This is a genomic window from Frankia sp. Mgl5 (assembly GCF_023242985.1).
GTDB classification, from domain to species: Bacteria; Actinomycetota; Actinomycetes; order Frankiales; family Frankiaceae; genus Parafrankia; species Parafrankia soli.
The window spans coordinates 1-13,187 of the sequence record NZ_JALKFY010000008.1 but is presented as its reverse complement, the minus strand read 5'-3'; the positions used below and the strand labels follow the sequence as shown (position 1 = coordinate 13,187).

The 13,187-nt window shown below is 71.3% G+C and carries 12 protein-coding genes and 1 pseudogene; 9 read left to right on the top strand and 4 right to left on the bottom strand.

Translation table 11 applies throughout. The annotated features are described in order from the left end of the window. The first annotated feature begins 80 nt into the window (after window positions 1-80). The 5 genes from MXD62_RS05850 to MXD62_RS05830 are packed head-to-tail and all read left to right on the top strand — an operon-like array spanning window position 81 to window position 7,827. Window positions 81-1,190, top strand: coding sequence for a hypothetical protein (locus MXD62_RS05850; RefSeq protein ID WP_248828405.1), 1,110 nt, complete (start codon window positions 81-83; stop codon window positions 1,188-1,190). Continuing rightward, the gene (locus MXD62_RS05845; RefSeq protein ID WP_248828404.1) at window positions 1,102-1,602 is read left to right on the top strand and encodes a hypothetical protein; all 501 of its coding nucleotides are present in this window, start codon (window positions 1,102-1,104) and stop codon (window positions 1,600-1,602) included. Before MXD62_RS05850 ends, MXD62_RS05845 begins: the two co-directional genes overlap by 89 nt. Next, entirely contained in the window at window positions 1,599-2,375 is a 777-nt protein-coding gene (locus MXD62_RS05840) for a hypothetical protein (RefSeq protein WP_248828403.1), read from the top strand. Before MXD62_RS05845 ends, MXD62_RS05840 begins: the two co-directional genes overlap by 4 nt. Beyond that, entirely contained in the window at window positions 2,375-6,778 is a 4,404-nt protein-coding gene (locus MXD62_RS05835; RefSeq protein ID WP_248828402.1) for a hypothetical protein, read from the top strand. Before MXD62_RS05840 ends, MXD62_RS05835 begins: the two co-directional genes overlap by 1 nt. Further along, window positions 6,775-7,827 carry a DUF2220 domain-containing protein gene (locus MXD62_RS05830; RefSeq protein ID WP_248828401.1) on the top strand — a complete coding sequence of 351 codons (1,053 nt, stop codon included), beginning with the start codon at window positions 6,775-6,777 and terminating at the stop codon, window positions 7,825-7,827. Before MXD62_RS05835 ends, MXD62_RS05830 begins: the two co-directional genes overlap by 4 nt. 117 nt (window positions 7,828-7,944) lie before the next feature. On the opposite strand, the gene MXD62_RS05825 is transcribed toward MXD62_RS05830, so the two are convergent. Further along, window positions 7,945-8,547, bottom strand: a complete 603-nt coding sequence (locus tag MXD62_RS05825) for a TetR/AcrR family transcriptional regulator (protein ID WP_248828400.1) — start codon at window positions 8,545-8,547, stop codon at window positions 7,945-7,947. A 219-nt stretch (window positions 8,548-8,766) separates the two neighbouring features. Between MXD62_RS05825 and MXD62_RS05820 the strand changes: the two genes are divergently transcribed. Continuing rightward, window positions 8,767-8,982 carry a hypothetical protein gene (locus tag MXD62_RS05820; RefSeq protein ID WP_020462278.1) on the top strand — a complete coding sequence of 72 codons (216 nt, stop codon included), beginning with the start codon at window positions 8,767-8,769 and terminating at the stop codon, window positions 8,980-8,982. 20 nt (window positions 8,983-9,002) lie between these two features. On the opposite strand, the gene MXD62_RS05815 is transcribed toward MXD62_RS05820, so the two are convergent. Together MXD62_RS05815 and MXD62_RS40075 are read right to left on the bottom strand one after the other, a co-directional pair. Beyond that, window positions 9,003-9,377: a hypothetical protein gene (locus MXD62_RS05815; RefSeq protein ID WP_248828399.1), complete on the bottom strand. Its 375-nt coding sequence runs from the start codon at window positions 9,375-9,377 to the stop codon at window positions 9,003-9,005. Between the two features lie 128 nt (window positions 9,378-9,505). Next, a complete protein-coding gene (locus MXD62_RS40075; protein WP_368862318.1) occupies window positions 9,506-9,859 on the bottom strand; it encodes a PASTA domain-containing protein in 354 nt (117 codons plus the stop codon). Window positions 9,860-9,926: 67 nt separating this feature from the next. Between MXD62_RS40075 and MXD62_RS39105 the strand changes: the two genes are divergently transcribed. Both MXD62_RS39105 and MXD62_RS05805 read left to right on the top strand, forming a co-directional pair. After that, window positions 9,927-10,298, top strand: a complete 372-nt coding sequence (locus MXD62_RS39105) for a ClpX C4-type zinc finger protein (protein ID WP_308301198.1) — start codon at window positions 9,927-9,929, stop codon at window positions 10,296-10,298. Between the two features lie 16 nt (window positions 10,299-10,314). Then, window positions 10,315-10,593 (top strand): annotated as a pseudogene (locus tag MXD62_RS05805) (hypothetical protein); the annotation flags it as partial. Between the two features lie 267 nt (window positions 10,594-10,860). On the opposite strand, the gene MXD62_RS05800 reads toward MXD62_RS05805, so the two are convergent. Then, complete coding sequence (locus MXD62_RS05800) at window positions 10,861-11,517, bottom strand: FMN-binding negative transcriptional regulator (RefSeq protein ID WP_248828398.1); 657 nt, start codon at window positions 11,515-11,517, stop codon at window positions 10,861-10,863. Window positions 11,518-11,849: 332 nt separating this feature from the next. Here MXD62_RS05800 and MXD62_RS05795 point away from each other — a divergent pair, with 332 nt between their 5' ends. Continuing rightward, complete coding sequence (locus MXD62_RS05795; protein ID WP_248828397.1) at window positions 11,850-13,043, top strand: cytochrome P450; 1,194 nt, start codon at window positions 11,850-11,852, stop codon at window positions 13,041-13,043. Window positions 13,044-13,187 lie beyond the last annotated feature (144 nt).

The following is a 13,187-nucleotide window of genomic DNA, read 5'->3' as shown; positions in this document are numbered from 1 at the left end:
CGTTGTCGGAGGGGGGCGTCATCATCGTCTACGGAAGAGGACCGACGCGCGTCCCATGGCTCGGGTAGAGGGAGAAGCCAGTGGCGGATGACGAGCTCTACCGGCGGTGGCAGGTCGCCCGGCTGACCGAGCCGCTGCACCGGCTGGAGATCCGTTCGGCCACCAAGGCCGACTTCAACCACGTTCGCTACGACCTCGTCCAGCTCGCGCTGCGCGCCATCGACTACGTGGTGGCACACCAGGCCAGCATGGAGGGCACCGTCACCCCCGACGAGCTGGTCGCCCACCTGGCCGGGCTGGCCCGCCGGCTCTCCCCGGACGACCCGGACCGGCCCTGGGCCCAGGTGGCGAAGCTGACGCTGGCGAACCTGCTCAACGACGGTCGTCCGCTGCGGGCCCGGTGGGGCGAACTGGCGGACTCCGATGACGAGCGCTCCGGTACCCGCACCTACAGCTTCCGGTTGTTACGCCTCCTCGACGCCGGTGACTCACCGCAACTGTCCGCCACTGACGAGGCGGTGATGCTCTACCTGCAGGCACTCGACGTCGACCTGGCGGACCGGGAGGCGGCGGCAAGGCTGATCCTGCGCCGGCAGATGGAGGCGGGCGAGTTCGAGCGGGCGCGGCGCTCCGCGGTCGACGCGCGGCGTACCGCCGAAGGACTGGCCGCCTCGCTGCGTGACCGGCTCGACGAGACCCGGCGTGACCTGCGCGGCGTCGACTGGAACGGGGACGTCCCGGCGCAGCTCAGAGGGGCCCACCAGCACGTCACCGAGCAGCTCGGCCTCGACCGGCACATCCTCGACCTCGCCGAGCGCGGGATCGAGCGCGGCAGCGGCACCGAGCGCGACGCGTGCCGCGCCGTCCTCGCGGAGGTGCGGCGCAGCCAGGAGGTCCACACCCGGCTCGAGCGGCTCATCGTCGGTGCGATCCCCGTCTACCTGGCGGCGCAGGAGGCGCAGCGTTTCGCGTCGGCAACGTCCAGCCTGGCTGTCCGACCTGGGCGAAGACGTGCTCATGCCTTATCTGGTGGCGGACGAGGAGCGGGCGAGTACCGCCGCGACGGATTTCGTGGGGCGGCTCTGCGCGCGCTGCCCACCGGTGTGGACCCTCGACACACTGGCCGCGGTGCTGCTGCGCCCACCGGCGATCTACGAGCAGTCGAAGCCCGCCTGGGACGATCCGGGTGATCTCGACGAGCCGGAGGAACGGGGTCTGCCGGCGGATGTCGAGGCGGCGGCGAGCGCGGTGTTCCGCGAGTGCCGCGGCGCACCGCACCGACTGTCCGAGCTCGCCGCGCTCGGTGCCCACCACGCGGAGGACGTGGCGGACGTCTGCCTGCTCGACGACGTCATCCACCTCGCGGCGGCGGGCCGGTTCGTCGCTGGTGGGGGCTTCGGCGAGGACGACCCCGGCTCGGCGTCGACCGGGCTGGCCGCCGCGCTGGAAGGGCTGGCCGCGGAGGCCGACCGCACCCCGCTCGTCGGCGGCCGATGGTGCGGTGACGATCTGCTGGTGGGGCGGGCCTCCGATCTGGCCATCCGGGAGGCCGAGGGGACAGCGGGCGGCGCGGTCGTGGCGTCGGGGGAGAGGTTGCCATGAAGGCTGACGACGCCTACCAGGCAGGTCGCCTGCTCGCGCTCGCGCTCGACCACACCGCACGGCCGGGGAGCAAACATCCGGACTACGAACGGCTGCTGACCCGCTGGCGTACCGATGCCCCGTTCCACGAGGTGGTGCGGACCTTCGCCGAGGGCCTCGGTGTGGAGATCCTCGGCGCCACCCCGCAGGGCCTCACGGTGTCAGGAGGGCTGGACGGTCCGTTCGCCGTTCGGGCCGATGACCTCCCGTCGGTCCGCGCCGCGTCCCGGTCGACCGACCGGCTGCTCGCCGGGCTGGTCCTGCTCGCCACCGCCGCGTACGCCTACCCGACGGGCAGCGACCTCGTCGAGGCGTCCACGCCAGCGGTGCGACCACGGGAGCTGATGGCGTTCATCACCCGTGCGGCCGAGCGGGTGAAGAACCTGACCAGCGAGGACGACCTCGATCGCGGCGCGGCGCTCGCGGCCAGGGCATGGCTGGAGCTGCCACCGGTGCTGCCCGGGGAACGCGGTCGGCTGAAGCGGGAGTGCCAGCTGTGGCATACCCGCACCTATCTCGGCTGGCTGGCCGAGCAGGGGCGGGCACGGCCGATCGCCGCCATCGCCGGGGACGGCGAATCCGCCTACCAGCTCACCGACCGGTTCCGGCTCGGCGTCTCCGACGTTGTCGACCACATCGCCTTCACGGTCCTCGCCGAGGCCCGGATCGCCGAGCGCGAGGGCACCTCGCCGCCCGATCTCGACGGTCTGGCCGCGGATCCTGGAGGGGCGTGATGTACAAGCTTCGCCGTCTGCACCTGGACACCGTCGGCGTGCGGGAGAACCGGTTCGCCGCGCTGACCCTGGACACCGTCGACGTGGACGGGAACCCGGCCGACACCCTCATCTGGATGCGCAACGGCTCCGGCAAGACGACGATCATGTCGCTGCTGGCCGCGCACATCCTTCCCGCTCGCCGCGACTTCCTCGCGGCGCGCAAGAAGCGCCGCCGCGACGACGTCACGAGAACGCTCGAGGACCTCGTGCTCACCGACGACACCTCCCACGTCGTCGCCGAATGGGAGGCACCGGACGGAGCCCTGCTGCTGACCGGAGCGGTGTGGGAGTGGCCGAACAGGCGGCGGCCGGTTGACCACAACGGCGCGGGTGCGCAGAAGCTCAGGAAGCTGTTCTGGACGATGCGCCCGGATCCGGCGGTCGAGGGCACGATGTTCGAGGATCTGCCGCTGACGCACCGCACCCGGGGCGAGGTGGATCTCGCCGGCTTCCACGCGTGGATCAAGAGCCGGGCGGTGGCGGGAGCGGACGCCGCGGCCGTGGACCAGATCGACCCGTGGCACCGCCTGCTGGACGACCGCGGCTTCGACGCGGGTCTGTACCGGTACTTCGTCACGATCAACGCGACCGAGGGCGGGATCGACGCTCTCTTCGCGAACATCCGCAGCGAGAACGACTTCGCCCGCTACCTGCTCGGCTTCGTCGCAGACGCGGGGCGGGCCGCGAGCGTCCGCGACCTGCTCCGTCAGGTGGCGACCGAGCTCGCGCTGCGCCCCAGGTACCGGACGGAGCAGGAGTTCTGCGTCGACGCGCAGCCCCGGCTCGCCACGTTGGCCACCGCGCACGAGGACGTGGGGGGTGCCTCCCGGGAGCGCGCCGAGACGGCCCGCGCGGCGGCGGCCTTCCGGCTCGGCCTCCTCGACGCGGCGCACACGGCGGAGGCGGGTGCCGAGCAGGCGGCGCAGGAGCGCCGCGACGTCGATGAGCAGCGGCTGGAGACGCAACGCCAGGCTGACGGTGCCCGCCGCCGCCGTGACGAGCTGATGCGCCTGGCCGCCGGGTACTGGTTCGCCGACGCCACGATCGAGGAGGAGGCCGCGCGCGAGGCGCTCGCCGCGGCGCGGACCACTGAGCGGGCCTGGGAGGCCGTGCTTGCCCTGCAGGCCGTCAACCGCGCGAGGATCGATGTCAACGCCCACCGCCGGGCGATCGACGCGGCGCGGACGCAGGCCGCCCCGCTGCTTGTCCAGGCGGACCGGGCCGACGCGGACCTCGCCGCCGCGCTCGACGCGGAGCTGCGAGCCGTCGCCGTGGAGATCGAACATCTCAGCCGCCGGATCGACGAGACCGGGACTCGTGCCGAGGCGGCAGAGGACCGGCGGGATCAGGCGGCCGACGAGATGGGCGGGCTGACCGCGGAAGCTGATCAGCTCGCCCAGCGCGCCGACGAGCTGGAGCGGAAGAGAACACGGGCCGTCGGCGCGGGTCTGCTCGTCGACGGAGTCCCGGTGGAGATGGCCGTCGCCGAGGCGGAGACCGTCCTGGAGTCGCTGCGCGCCGACCTCGACGCCTGTGTCGTGGAGCTGGACGGGGCGGACAGGGCGGTGCGCGGCACCGCCACCGCCTACGACGCGGCCCGCGGGCGACACCGGGACGCACAGCACGCGGCGGACACGGCAGCGACGACTCTGCACGGGCTCGAGGAGCGGGCCGCCCAGCTGAACAGGTCCGGTGCCGCGGCCCGGCTGGCGCAGACTTCCGACCTCGATCTGCTCGCCGACGCGGGGCGTGTCCTCGCGCTGGGCGAGGAGGCGATCGCGACCTCGCAGACGAGGCTGCTGGAACGCGGAGTCGACGCGAGCAGCCTGCGGCTCGCTGTGGCCGGCCTGGAGGAGACCTCCCTGCTGCCGCCTCGCCCCGCGCTCCGGCAGGTGCTCGGGGTGCTGGACGATGCCGGGATCCCCGCCGTTCCCGGTTGGGTCTACCTGGCGGAGCACCTGCCGCTGACCGCGGCGGCGGCGCTCGTCCAGGAACGGCCGGAGATCTGCGACGGTGCCGTCGTCTACGGTGACCTCGCGGCCGCCGCCCAACTCGCCGCCGAGCTCGTTCTCGACGACCCGGTCGTCCTCGCGCCGGTGACGGTCTTCGGTGAGACGCCCGTCGTTCGCGACGGCCTGGTCGTGGTCGGGCCGGTCGCCGCCCGCTACGACCACGCGGCCGGGGCCGTCGAGCTCGAGGCTCGTCGTGGCAGGCTGAGCGAGCATGACCAGGAGAGCGGTCGGCTGCGTACCGATCTGGACGAGCTCTCCCGCCTCACCGCGGATCTGCGCACGCTCGCGGCCGACGTCGCGACGCGCGGCGGTGCCGCGGCGGTGCGGGAGCGGGCAAGCCACACCGCCGCGGTCCTCGAACAGGCCGAAGACGCGCAGACGGCGGCGGCCGACGCCCACCGCGAGGGCCAGGTGGTCCAGCGCGAGCTCGCCGCGAGGCGCGAGGAGCTGCGTGGCGCGGTCACCGGAGCACAGGGGCGACTGGACCGGCTCAACGACCTCGCCGAGGACCTGGCGGCTCTCCCGCCTGTGCGGGCACGGCTGGAGGAGATCCCCGCCCTGCGCGCGAAGGCGGTTGCCGCGCGGGAGCGGGCCCACAACGAGGCTCACGCGACCCGCCGGGAGCAGCTCGACCTGAGCGACACCCGGGCCCGTCTCAGCACCAGGAGCGGCGATCTCACCCTCGAGCGGGGATCGCTCACCGTGCACGGAGAGCACCGGGGCGAAGTGCCGGAAGGCGGCCTGGACGGGGCGCGCCGAGCCCGGGAGCAGGCACACCGGCTGGCCCGGGAGGCGTTCGACGAACCCGAGCTGGTCCGCCGACTCGACGACCTGGTCGACATCGCCGCCCAGGCAGGTGGGGCGTGGGGCGAGTATGCCGTGGAGGTACAGGAACGGGCCCGGGAACTGGCCGGGGCGCCTGGCGCCGCCGACCCGGCCCTACGGTCCCGCTACCGAGACGAAGCCGCCCAGGCCGCGGACCAGGCAGCCACCCGTCACGCCCTGGCCAAAGCCGACCTCGACGACGCCGGCCATGCCGTGCGGGAGCGCCGGCCGGTGGACCGGCCGCGGCATGCCGAGCTCCCGCACGAACCGGTGAACCGCGCCGACGCGGAGGTCGCCGCGGCGGAGGAGGACCGCGCCGCGGCCAGGATCCAGGATGATCTCCGTCGGGTGGAGCAGCGGCTGGAAGCCCTGGAGAAGCACCATGACGCGTTGGCGGCACGGGCTGTGCAACTGCGGCTGCGCGCCGACCGGTTCGACCAGTGGGCCGACGTCGCCGTCACCGCGACCACGGTGTCCACCGATCCGGCCGCGCTGGACGAGTCCACCACACGGATCCTCGACCGGGCTCGGCGTACGGTGGCCCGCCACACCGAAGCCGTCGACGCACGAGGCCGCGCGTTCGAGGCCCTGCGCCGCTGGGCCGCGGACGAACGGTTCGCGCTGACCACCGGCGACACCGAAGCCACCCGGCGGCTCCGGAAGATGTTCCTCGACCAGCCCGTGGAAGGAGTCGCCGGCCGGGCCGGTGCGCTGAGCGCCGAACTCGACCAGCGCCGGGCCCGTATCGACCAGCACCTCGAGCATCTCGACCAGTCGCAGGAGAACATCGTCACCCGGCTTATCGATCTCGTCGACGCGGCGCTGGCGGACCTCGCCCGGTTCACCCGGCTGTCCCGGCTGCCCGAGAACATCGGTCCCTGGGGTGGTCACGAGTTCGTGCAGGTCCGACCGCGCGGGGAGCGGCCGAGCCAGGAGCAGGCGCGGGTCCGGGTCTCCGACCTCGTCGACCAGCTGGTGGCGCCCGGTGCGTCCCTCGACATGGAACCGGTGGACCTGGTGTGGCGGGCGACCGAGGCGGCCGTCGGCGGCTCGGGGTTCCGGGCCCGCATCCTCAAGCCCGACCCGGCGCAGCCGACGCAGAAGGTCGACGTGACCGAGATGAACAAGTGGTCCGGCGGCGAGAACCTGACCGCCTGCCTGGTGCTGTTCTGCGTCATGGTGAAACTGCGGGCGGAGAACCGAGGCGGCCGGGTCGAGGGCGGTGTCGCCGGCGGACTCGTCCCGCTGGACAACCCGCTCGGCAAGGCGAACTACGTGCCGTTCCTCCAGCTGCAGCGCACGGTCGCGGCTGCGTCCGGGGTGCAGCTGCTGTTCTTCACCGGGATTGGCGACCTCCCGGCCATTCGCGCCTTCGACGCCGTCCTCGCCTGCTCCAAACGTCGGTCGCGAACCGGCCCGGGAACGTACGTGACCCTGGACGAAGCCGACCGCCCATCTCGAACCGAGGAGATTGACGGCATCCGCCTGGTACGGCAGCGGACGACGAGCGAACCCTCGCCGTGAGCGGATCGGGCCTGAGCTCGCTGGCCGCCGCGATGGAGTCTGTCGTCCAGGATGCTCCGGGCGTGCGTGTTCAGGCAGATGCGCTGATCAGGGCGGCCACTGCCATCGATCATTCCGGGCCGGGCAGCCCGGACTGGCGCGCCCGGGTCGCCGGGGCGATCGAGGAGCTCGTAGCCGCCGGGCTCGTCGAATGCCCGAAGACGAAGGCTGGGTGGGACCGTCGTACCCTTCCCGAGCTTCCGCACTGGGTGCGGCGCAGCGCGCCGCCGGTGGCAGCGCCCCGGATGACGGCGAAACCGTGGCACCATCTCCTGCACTGGGTGCCCACCGTCGACTCCGAACGGCGCCTCAGCAGCGCCGAACGCGGCCTTCTCGACGCCGTGAACCGCTGGCTTCCCGCAGCAGACCAGGCCCCGGTCGTGCCGATGCGGGAACGCTCATGGGGACTCCTCGGCGACGACAAAGCGCTGGAGAAGCTGCGTTCCGGTCGGTTGTTCGTCCCGGGCCGTCTCACCCTCGAGCTTCTGCGTTGTCGTTCGACCTGGCCGCCGGTGCAGCAGCGGGTGCTCGGTGCCGGAACCTGGCTGATAGTGGAGAACTGGTCGACCTTCGAATCGCTGTGCACGGTGGCCGAGGCCGATGGATTCGACGGGCGGATCATCTTCGGCTCCGGCAATCAGGTGGGCACACGCCTCGCCGCGCTCGCTGACAAGGGAGACACCCCGGCCTCGCCGGTCCTGTACTTCGGTGACATCGATGTGGGCGGTATCCGTGCCGCCCGGTTGGCCGTGACAACCGCACAGGGGGCGGGCTGGCCGGCGATCCGGCCGTGCCGGCCGCTGTACGAGCTCGCCCTCGCCTCCCCGCACCGGCTGAGGGTGCAACCCGCGTCGGCCGACACGGTCAGTTGGACGACGGCCTGGATCGCCGGCGAGCTGGGACAGCAGGTCGCTATGTGCCTCACGCGCGGCGAAGCGGTGCGACAGGAGGCGGTCGGCCTGGAGATTCTCGGACCAGCTCCGTTCGCCGAGCTCGTCGCGGACGTCTGAGGGGACGTCTGAGGGGACGTCGTTCGTGGTACGCCAGCTACGCGGCCAGGACGTACGCCCGTTCGGCGGCGCCGGCGCGGCCGATGGCCAGAGTCGCGTTCGGCGGTCCGTCCTGTGCTACTTACCCGGGCGACGTGCCCGCTTCTCCTCGAGGCGGGTCACCAGGCGTGTCATGGCGACCGCGGCCTCCTCGTGCGCCGTGTCGTAGCCCGTCGACTTGTCCGCCACCACCGCGAACGCGAGGCCCTGGATCGTGGCGGCGACGAGCGCGGGTGGGTACTCGTCCGCGTCGAGGCCGTACTCGTCGAGAATCGTGGCCAGTTTCTCGATCTGCATCCGCCTGAGCTCGCGGGCCACCTTGCCGACTTCCGCCCGCAGCGCCGGACGGTGGTTCGCCGCCGCCACGAACTCCACGATCAGGGCTGTTCCGCGTGGATCCGAGACGAGCTCCCACCAGGCGCGCAACGGCTCCGCGGATGCCAGCGCCACGGCCATCTGCTCCACCGTGCGCTGCGCGCGCCGCCGCAGGACCGCCACGAACAGGTCGTCGATCGTCGGGAAGTAGTAGTGCACGAGAGGGGCGTTGATGGCGACGCGGGCGGCCACGCTCCGGGAGCTGACTGCCGCGTAGCCCTCCCGGAGGATGATCTCCTCGGTCGCGTCGAGAAGACGAGTGGCCTTCTCGACGGTCGCGGCTCGGCGCCGACGGGGCGCGGTCATGCACCTTCCTCCAGAGCGCGGAGTCCCAGCCTCGGATGGCAGCCGGCCTTCCATCTTCGCGGATGATCGCGACCGGATCGAGCCCGCGGCTCCGGACGCGCCTGGTCGTTCAGTGCCGCTGGCCACCTTTCCCGACGTCATCGTGGGCTTCCCACGTAGCGTTGTCATGACCCCCTCGGTACAGGGGGCGATCAGATTCGCGACGAAGGGCATGTGACGATGGCGGACGTATCGGTGCGGTTGCAGGCGGATGCCGGCACCGAGATCGTTCTGAATCTGTCTGTCCTTCAGGCGATCCGGCTGGTCGAGGCCATCGCGAGCGGGGCGGCGAACGTGATGCCCGAGCCCGGACGGGCACAGGCCGACTCACCTTGGCTGGTGCCGCACACCGGCCCGCAGACGTCAGCCGCGATGCCGCTCCGGCCGGGCCGGTGAGGCGGCAAGTCCTGCGATGGTCAGCGAGGGCCGTCCGTCGGCGGCGCGAACAGGCGTAGCAGGCGTGCTTGTTCCGGCTCGACCGTCAGCAGCTCGCTGTTCGCCCGGGGGAAGACCTCGGCTGCCTCCCAGTGCGCGGCGCGCACGCTCGCCGCGGTTCCCGTCCTGACGCCTCGGGCGCGGAGCTCGTCGAGCAGCCGCTGCGCGTCGAACAGGTAGACCGCTGCGATGGTCCACGGGCGGGTTCCGCCGCGCGAGGACGCCGCCGCCGATGCGGGGCCGGTGAACAGTTCACGGTTCGTCCCCGCAGCGGGCCGGATGCGAAGCGGCCGTCGATGGCGGCGGCCACCGCCGACTGCTCGAGCTCCACGTGGAAGATGTGCGCCGCGATCCACTCACCGAGGTGCCCGGCCGTCATCGGCCGGTCGACGACGGCGGCGATCTGCTCGTCAAGGGCGTTGCGCTGCCGTAGTAGCCCGGCGATCCGCTCCAGGTCCACACTCACACGGACGATCTTTTCGTGTCACCACGACCATGACTGACCGTCGCTGGGTCTCGGTCGAGGAGCGGTCGCTCCGGACGAGACGGTGAGCGTAACCGTCGAGCCAACCGCTACGCGCCGGCCGGCGCCGGGCCTGCTTCTGATGACCTGGCCTGCGGGGACCCGTGTGCTGGTCTCGAAGGTCCCGTTGACGGTGAGGCCGAGGTTTTTCAGGCGCTGGCGGGCGGTGCCATGGATTTGGCCTGCGGGGACTCGCCGGCCATCGGGCGGATCCTGGGCAACCACCGGACCAGCGGCGACCACGTCGCTGGTCACTGCCTCGGCTCGCACCGGGCGCAGCCCGAGAGCCCGCAGCGCTTCCTCATGGACACGCACACCAGTTGTCAGGGTGCCCCTGACAACCTAAGGTGTCAGGGACGCCCTGACACCTTAGGAGTGCGCTGTGGCAACGCCTGACACCCTGATCGAACTCGCTCAGTGTTCCTTCTGTAGCAAGCCGAACACCAAGGTCGACAAGCTGGTCGCTGGTCCTGGTGTGTACATCTGCAACGAGTGCGTGGCTCTCGCCACGTCGATCATCGACGGGAGCCTCGCCAGTCCCGCGGGACCGCGTGTGCCCTTCTGGGAGTCGATGACAGACGGGGAGATGCTGAGCCACATTCCGCGCGTCGCCGCGCACATCGACCAGGCCGAGGCCGACCTGCGCTCGTGGGTACGGGAACTGCGCCGACGCGGCGTCACCTGGATCAAGATCGGCGAAACTCTCGGGATCACGCGCCAGTCCGCATGGGAGCGGTTCTCCGGCGAGGAGTGACACGACCCGGGGCAACCCGCCCGTACTGGACGACTGGCTGCCCGAGGACCACCTGGCCCGGTTCGTCGCGGACCTGGTCGACGAGGTGCTGGACCTGAGGCCGGTCTTCGTGGACTACACCGAGAAGCGTGGCCACCCGCCCTACGCCCCGTGGCTGATGGTGCACCTGCTGATCTACGGCTGCACCACCGGCGTCCGATCCTCGCACAAGGCCATGAGCTACGGGCGTCTGGTCGACAAGGAGGAACAGGTCGAGGCCGAGATCGCCGAACTGGAGACCAAGGCCGCCGCCCTGACCGGTCAACGAACCGGACCGCCCCGGCCAGACATCGCCCGCCGGCACCAACACCAGGCCGGCTGAACCCGAGCACCACCTCACTGCCACCAGCAGCGACGCCCGACCCGATCACACGGAATGTTGTGCTCCGGTCGACAACCAAGGGGTGCTCCCGCGACACGAGGGGCTCGACAACCTGGCCAGCGGGAACGCGGCCGCTTCCTGTACGGCGTCCGACATGCCGTCAACCCTGCTTGCGAGCAGGCCAGGGACCAACCCGGGGTGTCAGGTCTGCCCAGGTGGCCGGGGTTGCATGAGATCGGCGATGGCGGCAGACCCGGTGTCGGGTTCCCCGCGCAGCCCCGCGATGACCCCGGCATGGTCGGCGGGGGAGCGGTTCTGGCTGAGTTTCTCCTTCGCCGTCACCGACGCGACGGCGAGTTCGAAGCCGACGATCCCCCGCAGCAGCCCGGCCACGAAGTCGGGCGGGGCGTCGTCCACAGCCCAGGGCTGTTCCCGGTGCTGTTCGTGCCGGTCGGTGAGTCGGGTGACGATGCCACGGAGCTGTTCGGGGTCGTGGTGGAACGTGACGGGTCCGCTGAAGTGGATCGCGGTGTAGTTCCAGGTCGGGACGACCCGTCCGTGTTCGGTCTTGGCGGCGTACCAGGACGGTGAGATGTACGCCTGCGGCCCGTGCACGATCGCCAGCGCTGCGCAGCCCGGGGACGCGGTCCGCCACTGCGGGTTCGCGTGGGCGAGATGCCCCAGCAGCCGTCCGTGCGGCGCATCAGGTCCGTTCGGGGTGCGCTCCCAGATGATCGGGACGAGGGTGGCCACCGGCTGGGTGCCGCTGACGGTGACGAGGTCGGCTGCTCCCGCGGCCGCAACGCAGCCAGCGACCTGGTCGAGGTCGGTGAGGGCGAAGGCGCGGGGCACATGCACAGAGCCCAGGCTACGAGCCGGATCCCGCCGATGGGCCTGGGCTGTTGGCGCCGCGACCCGGCGGTCCGCGTCCGGAGAAGTGAAACAGCAGCGCCCCGTCCTGCCGGACGCCGTCATCGGCGGCGAACCGGCGGTAGTCGCCCGGGTTCACCTACCCTGCCGGCGAGTAGTCGGGTGATCGCCATCCGTGTCGCGATTTCGTGGGCTCTTCTCCCGGTGAGCTGGGCGTATTGACAGCGGCGTCCCATCAAGTTAGAACGACCGTTAAAATTTCGTTTTCGGGTCGTGGCTGACCGGCCGCGGCGCGGCACCGATCGAAGGAGGCTCGCCAGATGAGTCGTAGCGGTCCGGTCTACTGGGATCCCTTCGACCGCGATATCGCCGGCGACCCCTACCCGGTCTACCAACGGCTGCGCGCGGAGGCGCCGCTCTACTACAATGACCAGCACGACTTTTACGCCCTCAGCCGCCACGAGGACATCGACCGCTGCCTGACCGACTGGAAGACGTTCTCGTCGGCCCGCGGGCCGATCCTGGAAATCATCAAGGCGAACGTCGAAATTCCGCCGGGCACGTTGCTGATGGAGGACCCGCCGGCTCACGACATCCACCGCGCTCTTCTCGCGCGCGTTTTCACCCCGCGGCGGGTCACCTCGCTCGAGCCGCAGGTCCGGGACTTCTGCCGGCGCAGCCTCGACAGACTCGTCGACGTCGACAGCTTCGACGTCATGGCGGAGTTCGCCAACGAGGTGCCGATGCGCGTGATCGGGATGCTGCTCGGCATCCCGGAGTCGGACCAGCCGGCGATCCGCGAGCGCGCGGACGCGAAGCTGCGCACCGAGCCGGGGCAGCAGATGAAGGTGTCCCAGCAGGCGCTCATGGACTCGGACCTGTTCGCGGAGTACATCGACTGGCGGGCCGAGCATCCGTCGGACGACCTGATGACGGAGCTGCTGCGCGCCGAGTTCGAGGACGAGGCCGGCGAGACGCGGACGCTGACCCGTGAGGAGATCCTGACCTACATCACCGTCCTGGCCGGCGCCGGCAACGAGACGACGGCCCGCCTGATCGGCTGGCTGACCGTGCTGCTGGCCCGGTACCCCGACCAGCGCGCGCAGCTGGTGGGCGATCCGCGGCTCATCCCGAACGCGATCGAGGAGACGCTGCGGTTCGAGCCGACCGGTCACGCGATCGCCCGCTACGTCACGACCGACGTCGAGTTACATGGCCGCACGGTGTCTGCCGGCAGCGCGATGATGCTCCTCATCGCCTCGGCGAACCGGGACGAGAACAGCTGGTCGGACCCTGACCGGTTCGACGTCCACCGCAGAACCGGTCACCTCCGGACCTTCGGCCTCGGAACCCATTACTGCCTCGGAGCCGCGCTGGCCCGGCTTGAAGCCAGAGTGGCGCTCGAGGAGATCCTGAAACGCTTCCCGCGATGGAACGTCGACTGGGAGAACTCCGCGCTTTCGTCGACGTCGACGATGCGCGGCTGGGAGACGCTGCCGATCACCGTCGGTTAGCTCGAGTTACGCCGGTCCGCACGGCATGGCTCGCCCGCACCACCGCACCACGACTCAGGGAGACGCAGATGGGAAAGCTCGATGGCAAGGTCGCGTTCATCACCGGTGCTGCCCGAGGTCAGGGCCGTAGCCACGCGGTCCGGT

Coding starts and splice junctions, on each gene's coding strand:
- MXD62_RS05795 (WP_248828397.1), top strand. CDS start 11,850: ATGAGTCGTAGCGGTCCGGTCTACTGGGATCCCTTCGACCGCGATATC.
- MXD62_RS05840 (WP_248828403.1), top strand. CDS start 1,599: ATGAAGGCTGACGACGCCTACCAGGCAGGTCGCCTGCTCGCGCTCGCG.
- MXD62_RS05825 (WP_248828400.1), bottom strand. CDS start 8,547: ATGACCGCGCCCCGTCGGCGCCGAGCCGCGACCGTCGAGAAGGCCACT.
- MXD62_RS05820 (WP_020462278.1), top strand. CDS start 8,767: ATGGCGGACGTATCGGTGCGGTTGCAGGCGGATGCCGGCACCGAGATC.
- MXD62_RS05835 (WP_248828402.1), top strand. CDS start 2,375: ATGTACAAGCTTCGCCGTCTGCACCTGGACACCGTCGGCGTGCGGGAG.